Below are 16,811 nucleotides of genomic sequence, written 5' to 3' on the forward strand. Positions count from 1 at the left end.
GCCCACTTCCCGACGCCCCACGCACATCGAGTGCTCACTTCCCGACGGGGATCCGTCGGGAAGTGAGCACTCGACTGGTCAGATCGTGAACTGGGGTGGGGGCTCGGCCCGCTCGGCGCCGACGGACGGCGGCGGGGGCGGCGGAGGCGGGGGCAACGGCGTCTCGGCGCCACCCTCGTCGAGCTGGAACGGCGGGTACACGTCGGTCATCAGGGCGGCATACGCGGCGACGCGGTAGACCCAGCGGTTGAGCCCGATGACCAGGTCGAACAGCGCCCGCGGGTAGCGGTCGGCGAAGAGGAGCGACAGGCCGGCCACGAGCACGAGCAGGCTGAGCAGGCCCCACCCGAACGACTCGAGGTGCGCACCGCCGTCCTGGACCCGGTTCCACGCCCAGCCCCCACCGACGATCAGTCCCACGATGATGTAGTGCGGGATCGCGAGCAGCCACCACTTGACGAGCACGAGCCCGCGCGAGAGCCGCTCCGGGTAGGCGATGTCGAGCGTCGCCGGGTAGTCGGGCTCGAGCCCCAGGCTGAACGGCGGGTAGCGGTCGGTGGCGAACGCGCCGTTCGCGTAGTACGACACTCGCCACGTCCAGCGCAGCACCCCGAGGTTGAAGTCGAAGAGGCCGCGCGGGTACTGCCCCGTCACGAGGATCGCGAAGAACGCGATGACCGACACCACCCAGAACGCGCACCAGAGGAAAGCCAGCACGAAGAGGTGCGGGATGACGAGCAGCCACTTGAGCAGCCACAGCCACCGCGACAGCGGCTCGTCGAGGCGCGCGTCGAGCCGCACCGGGCTCACGGCGCGGGAGGCCGCGCCCCACGTGTGCGGTGCGGTCGCGCCGGCGTCACCGACCACGTATGCCGTCGACCCGGGTGGGGGCGGTGGCGCCCCGTTCCCAGGGGCGCCGGAAGCGCCAGGTGCACCGGGCACGGCAGGTGCCGCATACGCAGACTGCGCCGGGTAGGTCGGGTAGCCCGTGCCATCGCGCGGGTAGCCGTCGCCGCGGGAGGCTCCGGTGCCGCGGATGATGAGGGCCACGGCGAGCCCGGTCAGCACGAGGCCGACACCGAGCATGACGAGGGCGAGCGGGATGAGGAACCCGGCGCGCACCCCCATGCTGGCCGCGACGTCGACCCCGGGGCTGCCGTCGGCGTTCATGAGCACGACGGCCCAGTGACCGTCGGTGACGCGCCAGGTCAGCGCCTGCGTCCCCGTGCCGTCGGCGGTGGCGGCCCAGAAGGACTGGCCCGAGGGCGGAGCCGCGGTCGAGTCACCCGGGCTCGTGCGCAGCACCGCCGCCCGCTCGCCACGCGAGAACGGGTCCGTGATGTCGACGATCTCGTCGTGCGCCACCCCGGAGAGGTAGGTGGCGACGCGGCTGGCGTCACCGATGCCGATGAAGACGGCACGACCGTCCGTCGCGGGTGTCGCCGTCAGGCGCACCTCGACGTCGAGCCGGTCGAACACCCAGTTCGGCACGTCGGGACCGGTCTGCACGGCGACGTCCTCGGCGGTGATCGCCGCGGTGGGGCTGCGCAGGCTCGGCAGCGACCCGGAGAGGTAGCCGGCGGTGTCCCGGCCCACGGCATACGTGATGCCGAGGCCTGCGCCCCCGAGGAGCAGGCCGAGTCCGGGAAGGAGGAGGAGGCAGCCGATCACGAGGGCTACCAGATGGGGGCGGGTGGGGTGCGATGCGCGCACAGGTGGAGGGCTGCTGCTTGCGGACATGCTCCAGCGACCTGTCTCGGCGAAAAGGCCGTGTCTCACTGCGCCGGGGCGACGCGGACGGCTGTGTCAGCGTCCTGGACTTCCCCGGTCCTTCGACGCTACGCCGATCTGACGAGTTCGCCTGCAATAGCTGGATTTTCGTGGCAGGACTCACGTGCGATTCGGTGCACCTCGGACGAGTCGGACCAGTGCGACGAGCATCGAGATGCCGCTGCCGACGAGACCCAGCACGAGCAGCACGCGCACCACGGTCTCCCAGGCACTCCCCTGCAGGTCGAACGGGAAGACCTGCCAGATCCGCACCAGGGCGGCGGTGCCGACGCCGCCGATGGCGAGGTCGCCGAGCGCCTTGAGCCGCGGCGGGTGCCACGCGGTGCGCACGAGGTTGACGACGATGCCGACGACGAGCGAGGCGTTGACGAGGCCCAGCACCAGCGTCATCCGGTCGGTGAGGAACGGCACGACCTCCCAGCCGGGCCAGACGTTGACGAGCACGAGCAGGACCACGTTGACGACGGCGCCGCCGAAGTAGCTGCCCGTCGCGTTCGCGGCGCGGCCCGGCGGCGGCGCTTCCCCGGGCTCGGACAGATGGCCCGACCGGTGGTCGCGCGAGTCGGACGGCTGGTGGTCGGTCGTGGCACTCATGACACGCTCCCGGCAGGCACCGAGCCCGTATGCCGTTCGAGCAGCTCCGCCGCCAGGGCGGAGCGCACGGCCGCGGCCAGACCACCGGGCACGACCTCGCGCAGCTCGTAGCGGGCGCGCACGACCGGAACCGGCGCCGACAGCACGCGGGTCAGGTCGATGGGCGTGCCGGCAACGACGGCCTCGCAGGCTCCCGCCTCGACTGCAGCGCGGATCGTCGCCTCCAGGTCGCCGACCTGGGTGGCGCCGTAGCCCATGGCCGGCAGCACACCCCGCGCGTTCGGGTACTTCGCGTAGGTCGTGGCGATCGACCCGACGGCATACGGGCTCGGGTCGACGATCTCGGTGGCACCGGCGGCGCGGGCCCCGACGACCCCGGCCCCGTAGGTCATCGAGCCGTGCGTCAGGGTCGGCCCGTCCTCGACGGCGATGACGCGTCGGCCGCGGAGGGCGGCCGGATCGTCCACGGTGACAGGGCTTTCCGCCCGCAGCACGGTGGCCTCGGGGTTGAGCGCGTGGACCGATGCCTCGACCGCCTCGATGTCGCCGGGCGTCGCCGAGTCGCACTTCGCGATGACCACGACGTCTGCCATGCGCACGTTCGTCTCGCCGGGGTGGTAGGTGGCCTCGTCGCCCGGGCGCAGCGGGTCGGCGAGCACGAGGTGGAAGTCCGGAACGTAGAAGGGGAGGTCGTTGTTGCCGCCGTCCCAGAGGATGACGTCGGCCTCCTGCTCGGCCTCGCGGAGGATCCGCTCGTAGTCGACGCCGGCGTAGACGATGACGCCGTTGTCGATGTGCGGCTCGTACTCCTCGCGCTCCTCGATGGTGCAGTCGTGCAGGTCGAGGTCTGCGGGGGTGGCGAAGCGCTGGACGGCCTGGGCGGCGAGGTCGCCGTAGGGCATCGGGTGGCGCACCGCGACGACGCGCAGGCCGAGGTCGCGCAGCAGGCGCGAGAGGTAGCGGGTGGTCTGGCTCTTGCCGACACCCGTGCGCACGGCCGTCACGGCGACGACGGGCCGCGAGCTGCGCAGCATCGTGTGGCGGGCGCCGTGCAGCCGGAAGTCGGCGCCGGCCGCCATCACCTGCGACGCGAGGTGCATGACCTGCTCGTGGCGCACGTCGGAGTAGGCGAAGACGACGACATCGACGTGTTCGCGCGCGATGAGATCGGTCAGCTCGGCCTCGGCGACGATCGGAATGCCTTGTGGGTACAGGGATCCCGCAAGCTCCGGCGGGTAGCGTCGCCCGTCGATGTCGGGGATCTGCGTCGCTGTGAAGGCCACGACGTCGTAGGTCGGGTCGTCGCGGAAGACGACGTTGAAGTCGTGGAAGTCGCGGCCGGCTGCTCCGAGGATGACGACGCGGGTGCGACTCGTGTCGATGGTGCCGGTGCTGCTGGAATCGGTGCTGCGCATGGCCATCTCCGTGGCTGGGCCACCGACGTGACCGACACACCCCAGCGCGGGTAGTCCTGGCTGCGGGACCCGCCATCGCCAGTGTCCCACCGGGGCGACGGCCCGGTATACGGCCGAGAGCGGCGTCACGTCGGATTGTGCTGCCACCCAACGGCGACGGTGCGACGATCGGGGGGTGAGCGACACGGCCGCACGACCCGGGGCACGCCAGCAGACCAACCCGAACCGCCCCACCCCCGGCACTCCGACCCACGAGCACGTCTCTCTCGCCGAGGACTGGGTGGCGAGCAACTACAGCCCGCTGCCAGTCGTCATCGAGAGGGCTGAAGGGGCGTGGGTGACCGACGTCGAGGGGCGCCGCTACCTCGACGCGCTCGCTGGCTACTCGGCCCTCAACTTCGGGCACCTGCACCCGGCGCTCGTGGGAGCGGCCAGGGCCCAGCTCGACCGCCTCACCCTGACCAGCCGCGCCTTCCACAGCGACCGGCTCGGGCCGTTCTGTCGCGACCTGGCCGTGCTCGCGGGCAAGGAGCTCGTGCTGCCGATGAACACCGGTGCCGAGGCCGTCGAGACGGCGATCAAGACGGCGCGGCGGTGGGGCTACGAGGTCAAGGGCGTGCCGGACGGTCGGGCCCGCATCGTCGTCATGGCCGGCAACTTCCACGGCCGCACGACGACGATCATCAGCTTCTCCGACGACCCCGTCGCGCACGACCACTACGGGCCCTACACGCCCGGCTTCGACATGGTGGCCTTCGGCGACCTGGCGGCGCTGGAGGCGGCGATCACCGATGACACCGTGGCGGTGCTGCTCGAGCCGGTGCAGGGCGAGGCCGGTGTGATCATCCCGCCGGACGGCTGGCTGCGCGGCGTTCGCGACCTGACCCGCAGCCGGAACGTGCTGATGGTCGCCGACGAGATCCAGTCAGGCCTCGGCCGCACCGGCACGACGTTCGCGTGCGGCGTCGAGGACGTCGTGCCCGATGTCTACGTGCTCGGCAAGGCGCTGGGCGGCGGCATCGTGCCAGTGTCGGCCGTCGTCGCCGACCGCGACGTGCTCGGCGTCTTCACCCCGGGCAGCCACGGGTCCACCTTCGGCGGCAACCCGCTGGCCGCGGCCGTCGGGCAGGCCGTCGTCGGGCTGCTCGCGACGGGTGAGTACCAGCAGCAGGCGCACCGGCTCGGCGTGCTGCTCGAGGAGGGGCTGCGCGCGCTCGTCGGGCGCGGCGTCGACGCCGTGCGCTGCCGCGGCCTCTGGGCCGGCGTCGACCTCGACCCCACCCTGATGACCGGGCGCGAGGCCTCGCACCGGCTGCTCGAGCACGGCGTGCTCGTCAAGGACACCCACGGCTCGACGGTGCGCATCGCCCCCCCGCTCGTGGTGACGGAGGCCGACATCGAGGTCCTCCTCGATGCCTTCCGCCGCATCCTTCCCTGACGCGTGGACCGCCTGCACCCAGCTGCCCCTCCTCGACATTCCCCCGACCCAGACCGGATCGGAGGAACGGCGTCGACGCTCGATAGCGGAGCGACACCGGTGCCGACGGCGACCCAGGAGGTCCGAATGAGCAACCCGAACGATCCCACGCAGCGCCACGACTTCATGGCGCCGACGCGGCAGGTGCCGGGACAGCAGGGCGGCCCCGCGCAGCAGCCCGTCCCGCAGCACGTCCCGCAGCCCGTCCGCCGGGTCGAGCGGCGCACGAGCCGCGGATGGTCATCGACGTGCCGCGCCTGTGGTCCGGCGGTGCAGCCACGGCGATCGTCGCCGCCGTGGCTCCGTTGACCCGCGAAGGTACGATGGCCGACAAGGTTTCCGTCGGCGCCCTCAACCTCCTGCTCGGCATCTGCCTCGGGTCGCTGCTGTCGGCCATCATCGCCTGCACCGTCGTCGACCGAGGCGAGGCGGTACGCGTGGAGCGCCGGACCCGCTGAGGCGTCTGGTCGGTCACGACCGACGGACCGTGGCGCGTCGCCGTGCCACTCCGTCGAGGGTTGAGGGCACGACGATCGAGACCGGCGTCAGCCAGCTGATGTGGGAAGGGTTGTCGCCGCGCGCACCCACCACGTCCCCCTCGCCGAGGACCGTGTGGCGAGCAGTTGCAGCGCGCTACTCCTCGTCACCGAGAGCGGAGGCGTTGATGGCGTTTGCCGCAGCCGGACGTGCCGGTGTCCCCGCCGGTGTCGGCGGGGTGTGGGGCGAGGTCATCGCGTGTGCCAGGTGACCCCGGTCGCCGTGACCGTGGCGGTGAGGTCGTGCTCGTGGACATGGGTGTGGTGCTTCGGGCACAGCAGTGCCCCGTTGGCCAGGTTGGTCTTGCCGCCGCGATACCAGGGCAGGACGTGGTGGGCGTCACACCACGTCGCGGGCACCGTGCAACCTTCGAAGCTGCAGCCCTTGTCGCGGGCGATCAGGGCCAGCCGCTGGCTGTAGGTGAAGAGCCGCTCGCGGTAGCCGACATCCAGTGGTGCCCCGTCGCGGCCCAGGACGACCGGGATGATGCCGGCCTCGCACGCCATCCGTCGCACCACGCTGGGCGAGAGCACGTCACCGGTCAACGTCGTGCCGGCCCCCTTGGCACCCTTGGCGTCGTTGAGATCCTCGACAAGAGTGTCGTAGTCGATGAGGACGACGACCTTGGCCTTGTCGGTGACCGGGACGCCACGTGCGGCCGCGACACCGCGGGCCACGATCGCGAGCAGGGCCTCCATCCGCCGGCGGGCGGCGGTGCGCTCGTCGGCGGCGATGGTGCGGCCTGCCTCGTCCTTCTCGGGCCGCGGGGCCGACAGCGGTTCGATCGCGGCCTTGAGGATCGCGGCGCCCTCGGGGTCGAGCACTCCGCGCAGCCCGACCATGCCGGTCGCGTTCGGTGGGGTGCACCAGAGGCCGCGGGCCGCGCGGCGGCCGCGGTCGAGCTGGTCCTCATCACGCGGCGGGCGGACCTGCTCGGTGTGGTGCCGCACCATACGGGCCAGCTCCTCAGGCCGCAGCTGCGGCGCCTGATCGATCAGGTCGGCCAGGGCGGTGGTCAGGTCGTCGGGGTCGGCGACCGGGCTGGTGCGGGTGTCGAAGTCGATGATCTGGGCGGCGTTGCCGACGGTGACCTGCCAGGTGGCCACCAGCATCCGCAACCGCGCCCACCGGGCCTCGGCCAGCGCCGTGCCGACGGTGACGAACGCCTTGGCCTGCGCGGCGGTCAGGCTGGGGTCGTGCATTCGGAGCCAGTCGGTGCGCGAGAGTCCGCTCGGTGCCTCGACGCCGCGCGCGACGAGCTCGGACACGATGGTGACGAGGGTGACCTCCAGGGCCCGCCGCTCGCCGGCCACCCGCTCCGCTGCGGCGGTCAGCTCGACCTCCGGGTGTGACGCCAGGCCGATGCCGAGGCTGGCCTCGATCGAGATCGCCTCTTGGCTGCCAACCCACTCGCCGCCGCCGTCACCGCTCTCGCCTCGGCTCGCGTCCTGCTCCAAGCCGTGCGCACCGATGTCAGTGGAGCGGCGTTGAGCCCGCGCCTCGGCCTCGGCCTCCACGGACTCGATCCAGGCGGGGTCGTTGACCATCTCCTCGTAGCCGGCTGCACCGAGCCACGGCACGTTGCCGAAGTCCAACGAGTCGAGAAAATCGACCGGCACCCCCGCCCACGCACCCCCCGGCTTCGAGACCGGACGCGCCCGCGGCGCCACCTGTCGCGCCCTCCCCCGGCCACGCCCAGACGGCGCGGCGGGCTGGGACGACGCAGACGGCATACGCCCCGAGAACCTCTCCCAGAAACCAGGCTCGGACGCGCCACCCGCGGCGCGCTGTCGCGTCTCGAGGTCGGCGAGCCGGCTCCGCAGGAGCTCGAGCGTCGATGGTTCGGTGGACATGAGTCGAACATATCTTCGACTACTGACAGCGGTCGGAGCTCAGCTCGTGAGCGTGAAGCCCTCCGGGAGTCCACCGACCTCGACGCCACCAGCGGCATCGACCGTCACGGTGAGGCGCGACTCCCCCACGCGGATCCCGCGCACCGTCATCGCACCGAAGGGCGACGACGCGGCCGGGCGCACCGTGACGGTCCGCGCTKGGACGTCGACGGAGAGGCCGAGGGCGACGGTCAGCACCGCGACCGCGGAGGCCGCTGCCCAGGCCTGCGGCCGACACGACGCAGGGTAGGGCGCGGGCCGGTCGAGGGCGCCGATGTCGGAGAAGAGCTCGGGCAACCGGTAGCCGAAGGCCTCACCGAGGTCGAGCAGCCGACCGACGACCAGGCCTCCCTCGGCGGCGTGCCCCTCGCGCGCCAGGCCCAGGGCGCAGACCGCGGTGTCGTGCACCCACACCGAACCCGTGTGGTAGCCGATGGGGTTGAAACCGCCATTGTCGGTCGCCATCGTGGCGATGCCGAAGCGCCGCAGCATGGTCGGACCCGTGAGGGTGGCGGTGACGAGCGCCGCCTCGTCCCGCGTCACGGAGCCGGTGCCGAGCACGTGGCCCATGTTGGAGCCGACGCCGTCGACCGGGCGCCCCTCCCCGTCGATGGCCATCGCGAGGTAGCGCTCGTCGCCCTCACCGACCCAGAAGCGGTCGCGGATCACGTCCGTGAGCGTTGCGGACCAGGCGTCGAGCGCCTCCGCGAGCGCAGCGTCGCCATCGTCGCCATCGTCGCCGCCCTCGCCGCCCTCGCCGGCGTCGCCCCCCAGCGCCCGCAGCAGGACCGCCGCGTCCCTGGCGGCCTCGACGGCATACGCCTGCGCTTCGACGAGCGCGATCGGGGCCGTCGCGATGGACCCGTCGCGGAAGCGCATCGAGTCGCCGGAGTCCTTCCAGCCCTGGTTGACGAGGCCGTGCCCGCTCTCGTCGACGTACTTGAGCAGCCCGTCGCCGTCAGGCGCGGCGTCGTCGAGCAGCCAACGAGCCGCGGCGCGGAGGTTCGGCAGCAGGGCGACGACCTCGGCATCCGGCATCCCCCAGCGCCAGGCGTCGTGGAGCAGGCAGAGCCACAGGGCGGTCGCGTCGACCGTGCCGTAGTAGACCGGCGGCAGCGAGAAGCCCACCGCGCTGTCGGCATGCGCCGTGCGACGCAGCTCGTGCGGGATCTTGCCCGGCGCCTCGGCAGTCAGGGCGTCGAACGTCACGCCCTGCCGGCGGGCCAAGGCTCGCAGCGTGCCTGCCGCGAGAGCGGTGCCCAGGGGCAGGGCCATGCGAGCCGCCCAGATGGAGTCGCGACCGAACAGCGTGAGGTACCAAGGGGTTCCGGCGGCAGCGAAGACGTCGTCGGGGCAGTCGGGGTCGGTCAGGAGCAGGCTCTGCAGGTCGGCCAGCGAGGCGTTCACGAGCCGCCCGAGTCGCGGATCGGTGGCCGTGACGTCCACGGACTCGGCCCAGTCGACGGACGCCGACCCGGCATCGGCGTCGAAGCGCGAAGGCGCGCGCCGTTCGGTCGTGACGAGGACCTCCACCTCGAGTCGGCCCCCTGACTCGAGCGCGACGGGGAAAAACGCGACGACGCCCTCGCTGGTCGCGTCGACCTTGGCCGGCGCCGACGTCGGCGCCGACGCCGACGCCGACGCGAAGCGCACCTGGGTGACGAGCCGGTCGGAGCTCCACGTCGCCATGACCGGCCCGACGCCCGCCGACTCGACGATGACCTCGGCGATCGGTCCCTGGGCGACGCCCGCCTTCACCGCCCCGATGTCGGCCCCGTCGCCACCGATCGTCACGGCGAGGTCGGCGCGCACCGGAGCGGCCGCGCGTGACACGACGGTGATGCGCTCGCTCAGGCTCCCGCCCGAGATCACCCGGCTGCGGTGGACCTCGACCGTGGGGTCGGGTCCGGGGTCGCCGAGCCCCCGGGCGGAGAGGAAGAACTCGCTGCACGCGCCGCGGCTCGCGTGGGCGACGTCGACCAGGTGGGACGCCCCGAGGCTCACCGCGAAGAGGGACACGACCCTCTGGTCGTCGACGAAGAAGCCCTCGGCGCCCGACCCTGACATCGAGCCGTCCGCGGCGCTGAGGGCCGTGCCGTTGCCGTCGACGCAGATGGCGAGGTCGTGCAACCACGGCTGCCGATGGGCATCCTGGGTCTCAGCGCTGTGAGCGGTCATCAGCTGCTCCTACCGAAGGTCACGAGTCGGTCGCCATTCCGGCACGGCATCGTCGCACCTCTTGACATGCCGTGGAGGAAGGCAACAGGATCCGGAAAAGGCAATTGGAACGTTCAAACGGATATTTGACCGTTCCACTTCGACAGGCAGGCGTCAAGGGTGACCACCAGACCTCGTGCGCGACCGCGGGTGACGATCAACGATGTCGCGCGCGCCGCCGCCGTCTCTCGGCAGACCGTGAGCAACGTGGTCAACTCCCCCGAACGGGTCGCGCCGCTCACCCTCGAGCGGGTCGAGCGCGAGATCCAGCGCCTCGGCTTCCGCCCCAGCCGTGCCGCCCAGCAGCTCAAGCAGGAGCGCGCCGGCGCGTGGGGGCTCGAGATCAACTCCCAGGGCTTCGGCCGGCTCGGCGCGATCCTCGACAGCTTCCTCGTCTCGCTGACCACCGGTTCACGTCGGCACGGCTCGCACGTCGTCCCCTTCACGACCCCCGACCCGACGAGCCCGATCGCCTCCTACGACGACCTCATCGCCCGCCGCATCGCCGACGGCTTCGTGCTCACGGACACCCGCCACGACGACCCGCGGCCGGCCTGGCTCGACGCCAACCAGGTGCCGTATGCCGCCTTCGGACGTGTGTGGGACGACCCCAGCGTCACGTCGTGGGTTGACGTCGACGGCGCGTCGGGCGTCGACGCCGCGGTGCGGCACCTCGCCGACCAGGGCTACGAGCGCATCGGCTTCCTCGGCTGGCCCGAGGGCTCCCCCGTGGGCGACGACCGGCGCTCGGGCTGGGCCCGAGCCACCGCCGAGCTCGGTCTGGCCCACCCCGAGTGGCACGCGAGCACCCACCAGACGCTCTCGCAGGCCTCCGCTGCGGCGGCCCCCCTCATCGACGCCCTCGGCACCGGCGGCGCGCTCGTCTGCGCGTCCGACGCCCTGGCCCTCGGCGCCTGGCAGGTGCTCACGCGGCGTGGCCTGCGGTGCGGCGTCGACTTCGGGCTCGTCGGCTTCGACGACACCGACATCGCCCAGGCGCTCGACCTCACGAGCCTTCGCCAACCCCTCGACGAGGTCGCCGACCACGTCCTGCACCTGCTGGGGACCGGCGCGGAGCCACACGCGCCCGCGACCCACGGACTCCTCCTCAGCCCCGAGCTGGTCGTCAGGTCCAGCTCCCATCCCGCGGGTGACCGCACCAACCGGAAAGAGAAGTGACATGAGAGCACGTATGCCGCATGGTGTCGCCGCCCTCGCTCTCGCCACCACCGGCGCGCTCGTCCTGAGCGCGTGCGGCGGAGGCGGGTTCAGCGGAGGCACGAACACCCAGCCGCAGAACACCTCGGCCGGCCCCGTCAAGCTGACGGTCATGATCGGCAGCTCGGGCGATGCCGAGACCAACGCCGTCAAGACCGCCGTCGACGCCTGGGCCAAGAAGACGGGCAACACCGTCGAGGTGATCGCAGCCTCCGACCTCGGCCAGCAGCTGGGCCAGGCCTTCGCCTCGACGACACCGCCCGACCTCTTCTACACCGACGCCTCGAAGGTCGGCACCTTCGCCAAGGCCGGCAACCTGTATGCGTACGGCGACCAGGTGAAGGACGCCGGCTTCCTGCCGGCCCTCGTCAAGACGTTCACCTACGACGACAAGTTCTACTGCGCGCCGAAGGACTACTCGACCCTCGCGCTCGAGATCAACACCGACCTGTGGAACAAGGCGGGGCTCACCGACGCCGACATCCCGAAGGACTGGGCCGGACTCGAGGCGACGGCGCGCAAGCTGACGTCCGGCAAGGTCACCGGGCTCGTCATCGGCGACGACATCAACCGCAGCGGCGCCTTCATCAAGCAGGCCGGCGGGTGGATCGTCTCCGAGGACGGCAAGACGATCACGGCCGACAGCGCACCGGCGAAGGCCGGTCTCGCCGAGGTGCAGAAGATGATGAAGGAGGGCATCCTCAAGTTCAGCAAGAACACCTCGCCCTCCACCGGATGGGGCGGAGAGGCGCTCGGCAAGGGCGTCGCCGTCATGACCATCGAGGGCAACTGGATCAGCGGCGCCAAGAAGGACTTCCCCGACCTCAAGTACAAGGTCGTCGAGCTCCCCGCCGGCCCCGCCGGCAAGGGCACCCTGCTGTTCAGCAACTGCTGGGGCATCGCGGCCAAGTCGAAGAACCAGGCGCAGTCCGTCGACCTGGTCAAGTCGCTCATCACGACCGACCAGCAGATGAAGTTCGCCGACGCCTTCGGCGTCATGCCGTCGACGGAGGAGGGCGCCAAGGCGTTCGCCGCGAAGTACCCCGACTCGGCGGCGTTCGTCGCCGGCGGTGACTACGCGCAGGGCCCGGTCAACCTCGCCGGCTTCGACGACGTCATGTCGAAGTTCAACTCGTCGCTGGCCACGCTCGGCAAGGGCGGCGACCCGAACGCCTGGCTGGCGGAGCTGCAGAAGAACGGCACAGCCGCCCTCGCCGGCTGACCTGCCACACCCCACCACCGAGGGCCCCGGCCCTCACCCGAGGGCCAAGCCCTCACCGCGGGCGGCATCCGTGCACCCCCACCACGGATGCCACCCGCACCCCCGTCCCTCCTGCGGAAGGAGCAGCGCGATGGCGCGCACGCGCACGGCAACCGGCGGCATACGGGGCAAGGAAGGCATCGCCGGGTGGATCTTCGTCGTCCCGATGATCGTCGTCCTCGGGATCTTCCTCGTCATCCCGATCTTCATGGCCCTCTGGGTCAGCTTCACGAACTGGCAGGGCAACACGAACCCGTTCGCGATCGGTCAGGGCACCGAGCTCGTCGGCGCCAAGAACTACACCGACCTCTTCGCGCGCGACGGCCTGACCCGTGACAACTTCATGCAGTCACTCGGCAACACGTTCTACTACGTGCTGCTCGTCGTGCCGCTGCAGACCGTCCTCGCCCTCGCGCTCGCGCTTCTGGTCAACAACAAGATGCTCAAGGGCAAGAGCTTCTTCCGCACCGCGTTCTACTTCCCATCGGTGACGAGCTCGATCGCCATCGCAACCGTCTTCCTCTTCCTCTTCTCCAACTCCGGCGCCGTCAACGCGTTCCTCGGCTTCTTCGGGATCGACGGGCCGCAGTGGTTCAACGACAGCCGCGGCGTGCTGCACCTGCTCCTCAACGCGGTCGGCGTCGACAACCCCGCCTGGGCGCAGGGCGAGATCCTCGGCCGCAGCCTCTGGGACTGGCTCGCCGGGCCGTCTGTCGCGCTCTTCGTCGTCATCTTCCTCGTGGTCTGGACGACGTCCGGCACGTTCATGCTGATGTTCATCGCCGCCCTCCAGGACCTCCCCGTGGAGATCGACGAGGCCGCGGCCCTCGACGGCGTCTCGAGCTGGCAGAAGATCCGCCACGTGACGATCCCGATGATCCGGCCGGCGCTCTTCCTCGTCATCACCCTGGGTCTGATCGGCACCTGGCAGGTCTTCGACCAGATCTACGTCATGGGCCAGGGAGCGCCCGACGGCACGACGCTCACACCGGCCTTCCTCTCCTACCAGCAGAGCTTCCGCAACTTCCGCTACGGCTCGGGCGCCGCGATGGCGTTCGTCGTCTTCGTCATCATCGTGGTCCTGACGCGCGTGCAGCGCTACGTGCTCACCGAGAAGGACGAACGCAAGCCCCTCTTCCGCATCGGAGGCCGCAGATGATCCAGAAGCCCTCCAACCCCGTCAAGACGATCCTGCTGTATGCCGCCCTGATCGCCTTCGCGCTCGTCTTCATCTACCCCTTCTTCATCCAGATCGCCACCTCGTTCAAGACCGACCCGGACGCCGCGAACAACCCGCTCTCGCTCATCCCCAACCCGGCGACGACCGCCGTGTGGCGGCGGATGTTCGGCGGCACGGAGGACTCCTCGGTGCCGATCACGACGTGGACGCGCAACTCGTTCCTCATCACCATCGTCGTCACGGGGACGCGCGTCTTCCTCGACTCCCTGGCCGGCTACGCCCTCTCGCGCCTGCAGTTCCGCGGGCGAGGTGCCGTCTTCGGGGCGGTCCTGGCGGTCATGGCCGTGCCGGGTGTGGCCCTGCTGATCCCGAAGTTCCTCATGGTCAACTACCTCGGCATCTACGACACGTACGCGGCGATGATCCTCCCGCTCGTCGTCGACGCGGCCGGCGTCTTCATCATGAAGCAGTTCTTCGACTCGGTCCCGATCTCGATCGAGGAGGCCGCACGCATGGACGGGGCCGGCGTCTTCCGAACGTTCTGGTCGGTCGTCCTGCCGATGGCCAAACCCGCGCTCATCACCCTGACGATCCTGTCTTTCCAGGGGTCGTGGAACGAGTTCTCCCACTTCCTCGTGGTGACCCGGGGCACGCCCGACCACATGACCCTGGTGACCGGGCTCGCGAGCATGACGACCGGGCAGCTCGGCTCCGGCACGCAGTACCCCCTCAAGCTGGGCACAGCCCTGCTGACGACGATCCCGGTCGCGATCCTCTTCTTCGCGCTCCAGCGCTACTTCATCCGCGGCGCCAACGAGGGAGGCGTGAAGGGGTAGCCGGTCTCGTCGGTCACATCGTCTGTCGGACCCGTCGGCCGGCGGGCGAGATCCAGGGGAGCAAGGCGATGTGGGCCGCGATCATCGCGGTGAACTTCGTCGGGCCGCTCGCCTACTTCGCTCGTGGTCGCAAGGTTGTTGAAACGCACGTCGTTCAGGCGCCTGTTCTTGCCTGACGCTCCGCACGGTCGCGGATGCCGCGCAGCATCTTCTGGCTCATCAGCGAGCTCGCGGCCGAGACGGGTTCGACGAGCAGCGGTGACCACCGGTGGGTGTAGCCGAACCGCTCACGGGTGATGAGCCGCGTGGCCGTGTGCGGGTGGCGCCGCAGCACGAAGGCCCAGGTGAAGTCGTAGGGCGCGTCGGGCGTCGCACCCCGAGGGCGTATGCCGTCGGGCGGGGTGGCTTCTGACCCGGCGCGGTCCCGGTTGGTCGGGGGCGCTGCGCGCAGAACGAGCGAGTGGTCCGGCTCGACCGAGACGACGGTGAGGGCGACCTGGGGGTGCAGCCGCACCAGGTCGCCGGGGCCGAGGTGCTGCCACTCCGGCACCACCGTCTTGACGCTGCGCAGGTTGCAGCCGACGAGGTTCTCGATCCGGTCGTAGCTGTAGAAGCCGCCGCGGTCGGCGCCGATCTGCACCACCCACGGCCAGACCATCTCGGGCAGCGCCTCGATGGTGATGGCGCGCGTCGCGACGAGACCCGGGTCGGCGATCAGCTCGTCACCGGGCAGCGGCTCTCGCGACTCCTCGGTGGTGGCGCCCCAGTGCAGCGCCGACCAGCGCGCGGTCACGACCGACAGGGCCGCGGCACCGACGAGGAGGGGTGCGGCGAGTCGCCTCATGTGATCCACGGTAGTCCGGATCCCGTTGCGCAGTCGTGGGATTCACAGGGCGGTGACGGGGCGAACAGCCCCCTGGAACTGATGAAGCCCGGCTCGCAGATGCGAGTCCGGGCCATCAGTGACGGTTCACGTACCACAACGGGCCAACCGCCGAAGTCTCTGTGTCGCTTGGGAAAAGCATCCCGTTCCGCGACGACTCCGTCAGGTTGACACGCCGGTGTGAACGCGTCAGCGAAAAGATGGACATTTGGTCCGAACGGACTATTGGAGTGACTAGTCATCCATCCCCGTTGCCTCCAAGTGATCAGTAGATCGGCGCTCCAGTGGCCAGTCCGGCGAGCGTTCCGTCGGGCACGACCCGCACGCAGCCCCACTCGAGGCCGAGCCGGTCCATGACGGCCGGGCTCGTCACGTGACGCAGCCGGCCCCCCTCGACGAGCCACACCGGGTCGGCCGAGCGCTCGCGCAGCAGGGTGCGGTCGAGCGGCACCCGCCGCAGGCCGCCGAGCGACCCCTGCGGGATCTCGCGCACGGCGTTCCAGTCCAGGCCGAGACCGTCGAAGACCTCGGGCGACGGGATCCAGAACGCCTTGCCGCCATAGACGACGTGGATCGGGTCGATGCCGCGCTCACGCACGAGCGTGCCGTTGGCCGGGTGGGTGGCGACGTGCGCCATCGAGCCGGGCTTCGCGGCGACGACTGCGTCCCAACGGAACCCGCACGCGTCGAACTCGGCCGGTGACGGCACCCAGAACGCGCCGCCGCCACGGATGACGTGGATCTTCGGGTCGGTCGAGTCGTGGATGAGCCGGCCGTTCGCGAGGAAGCTCGGCGTCTTGCGGGTGTAGCTCTCGACGAAGAGCCCGCGCCACGTCTTGCCGTTGCTGCCGGTGATGGCGCGCTCGGCGGGGTCGTCGACGGTGGTGAGCTTGAGGCGCACCTCCTGGCCCGGGTTGTTGTTGTCGTAGACGAGCACGTAGGTGTAGCGGCCGTCCTGCTCCCAGCCGTACGCGACGACCTGGTGGTCGTTGCCGAGCTGGGTGATGTCGCGGGCCTGGGTCAGGCCGAGCAGCACCGGCTGGCCGGAGTTGAGCCGCGCCTTGAGCTTGGGCAGCTCGTCCTCGCGGGTCATCCGGGCCACGCCCTTGCCGCGGAGCCACGTCGGCTGGTCGAGGCTCGTCGCGTACTGCACGAACTTGGCGCCGTTGTCGACGAAGGTGTCCATGAGGCGCGAGTAGACGTAGTCGGCGACGAGCGAGCCGTCCTGCGGCAGAGCGCTGTTCGTCGACATCGCGAGGCCGGCGTGCCAATAGTCCATGGAGGCGGCTGCCATGCCGCCGCAGCGGCCGCGTGTCGTGACGTCGATGCCGAGGGCCGGGATGCGGAGGACGTGGTTGGTGAACCCGTTGCTGAACGCGAAGCCGTTCTCGGCGGGCGTGAAGCTGATGCGCACGGTGGTGCCTTTCCCTTGGTGACCTGCTGGCGGATCGTTCGGGGAGAAGTGCGCCGGGGCGGCTCGGCAGTACTGGGCACACGTACTCAAACCGGA

At 70.8% G+C, this 16,811-nt stretch carries 13 protein-coding genes; 6 read left to right on the forward strand and 7 right to left on the reverse strand.

The features are described 5' to 3' along the window. Positions 1 to 78 precede the first annotated feature (78 nt). From AC1DE0_RS05800 to AC1DE0_RS05810, 3 genes are all read right to left on the reverse strand, one after another. Entirely contained in the window at positions 79 to 1,671 is a 1,593-nt protein-coding gene (locus AC1DE0_RS05800) for a DUF4389 domain-containing protein (protein ID WP_478098121.1), read from the reverse strand. Positions 1,672 to 1,890: 219 nt separating this feature from the next. Further along, positions 1,891 to 2,385 (reverse strand): hypothetical protein, encoded by a 495-nt coding sequence (locus AC1DE0_RS05805; protein ID WP_478098123.1) that lies wholly within the window; start codon positions 2,383 to 2,385, stop codon positions 1,891 to 1,893. Next, on the reverse strand, positions 2,382 to 3,800 hold the full coding sequence (locus AC1DE0_RS05810) for a cyclic 2,3-diphosphoglycerate synthase (protein WP_478098125.1): 1,419 nt from the start codon (positions 3,798 to 3,800) through the stop codon (positions 2,382 to 2,384). Before AC1DE0_RS05810 ends, AC1DE0_RS05805 begins: the two co-directional genes overlap by 4 nt. A 175-nt stretch (positions 3,801 to 3,975) precedes the next feature. On the opposite strand from AC1DE0_RS05810, the gene rocD reads away from it, so the two are divergent. Next, positions 3,976 to 5,238, forward strand: coding sequence for an ornithine--oxo-acid transaminase (gene rocD / locus AC1DE0_RS05815; RefSeq protein WP_478098129.1), 1,263 nt, complete (start codon positions 3,976 to 3,978; stop codon positions 5,236 to 5,238). A gap of 275 nt (positions 5,239 to 5,513) precedes the next feature. Beyond that, positions 5,514 to 5,735, forward strand: coding sequence for a hypothetical protein (locus tag AC1DE0_RS05820; protein WP_478098132.1), 222 nt, complete (start codon positions 5,514 to 5,516; stop codon positions 5,733 to 5,735). Positions 5,736 to 6,005: 270 nt separating this feature from the next. Here the strand turns inward: AC1DE0_RS05820 and AC1DE0_RS05825 are convergent, their stop codons facing one another. Further along, entirely contained in the window at positions 6,006 to 7,667 is a 1,662-nt protein-coding gene (locus AC1DE0_RS05825) for an HNH endonuclease signature motif containing protein (protein WP_478098134.1), read from the reverse strand. A gap of 39 nt (positions 7,668 to 7,706) precedes the next feature. Next, entirely contained in the window at positions 7,707 to 9,884 is a 2,178-nt protein-coding gene (locus AC1DE0_RS05830; protein ID WP_478098136.1) for a glycogen debranching N-terminal domain-containing protein, read from the reverse strand. 159 nt (positions 9,885 to 10,043) lie between these two features. Here AC1DE0_RS05830 and AC1DE0_RS05835 point away from each other — a divergent pair, with 159 nt between their 5' ends. The 4 genes from AC1DE0_RS05835 to AC1DE0_RS05850 all read left to right on the forward strand — a co-directional run bounded on the left by AC1DE0_RS05835 (position 10,044) and on the right by AC1DE0_RS05850 (position 14,418). After that, positions 10,044 to 11,102: a LacI family DNA-binding transcriptional regulator gene (locus tag AC1DE0_RS05835; RefSeq protein WP_478098138.1), complete on the forward strand. Its 1,059-nt coding sequence runs from the start codon at positions 10,044 to 10,046 to the stop codon at positions 11,100 to 11,102. Between the two features lies 1 nt (position 11,103). Continuing rightward, positions 11,104 to 12,363, forward strand: coding sequence for a sugar ABC transporter substrate-binding protein (locus tag AC1DE0_RS05840; protein ID WP_478098140.1), 1,260 nt, complete (start codon positions 11,104 to 11,106; stop codon positions 12,361 to 12,363). 130 nt (positions 12,364 to 12,493) lie between these two features. Then, positions 12,494 to 13,561, forward strand: a complete 1,068-nt coding sequence (locus AC1DE0_RS05845; protein ID WP_478098142.1) for a carbohydrate ABC transporter permease — start codon at positions 12,494 to 12,496, stop codon at positions 13,559 to 13,561. Beyond that, entirely contained in the window at positions 13,558 to 14,418 is an 861-nt protein-coding gene (locus tag AC1DE0_RS05850; RefSeq protein ID WP_478098144.1) for a carbohydrate ABC transporter permease, read from the forward strand. Before AC1DE0_RS05845 ends, AC1DE0_RS05850 begins: the two co-directional genes overlap by 4 nt. A gap of 154 nt (positions 14,419 to 14,572) precedes the next feature. On the opposite strand, the gene AC1DE0_RS05855 is transcribed toward AC1DE0_RS05850, so the two are convergent. Together AC1DE0_RS05855 and AC1DE0_RS05860 are read right to left on the reverse strand one after the other, a co-directional pair. Continuing rightward, entirely contained in the window at positions 14,573 to 15,262 is a 690-nt protein-coding gene (locus AC1DE0_RS05855) for an SRPBCC family protein (protein ID WP_478098146.1), read from the reverse strand. A 304-nt stretch (positions 15,263 to 15,566) separates the two neighbouring features. After that, positions 15,567 to 16,715: a hypothetical protein gene (locus AC1DE0_RS05860; RefSeq protein ID WP_478098148.1), complete on the reverse strand. Its 1,149-nt coding sequence runs from the start codon at positions 16,713 to 16,715 to the stop codon at positions 15,567 to 15,569. Positions 16,716 to 16,811 lie beyond the last annotated feature (96 nt).

Source organism: Terrabacter sp. 05T424 (assembly GCF_056396225.1).

Coding starts and splice junctions, on each gene's coding strand:
- AC1DE0_RS05805 (WP_478098123.1), bottom strand. CDS start 2,385: ATGAGTGCCACGACCGACCACCAGCCGTCCGACTCGCGCGACCACCGG.
- AC1DE0_RS05810 (WP_478098125.1), bottom strand. CDS start 3,800: ATGCGCAGCACCGATTCCAGCAGCACCGGCACCATCGACACGAGTCGC.
- AC1DE0_RS05820 (WP_478098132.1), top strand. CDS start 5,514: ATGGTCATCGACGTGCCGCGCCTGTGGTCCGGCGGTGCAGCCACGGCG.
- AC1DE0_RS05825 (WP_478098134.1), bottom strand. CDS start 7,667: ATGTCCACCGAACCATCGACGCTCGAGCTCCTGCGGAGCCGGCTCGCC.
- AC1DE0_RS05840 (WP_478098140.1), top strand. CDS start 11,104: ATGAGAGCACGTATGCCGCATGGTGTCGCCGCCCTCGCTCTCGCCACC.
- AC1DE0_RS05845 (WP_478098142.1), top strand. CDS start 12,494: ATGGCGCGCACGCGCACGGCAACCGGCGGCATACGGGGCAAGGAAGGC.
- AC1DE0_RS05850 (WP_478098144.1), top strand. CDS start 13,558: ATGATCCAGAAGCCCTCCAACCCCGTCAAGACGATCCTGCTGTATGCC.
- AC1DE0_RS05855 (WP_478098146.1), bottom strand. CDS start 15,262: ATGAGGCGACTCGCCGCACCCCTCCTCGTCGGTGCCGCGGCCCTGTCG.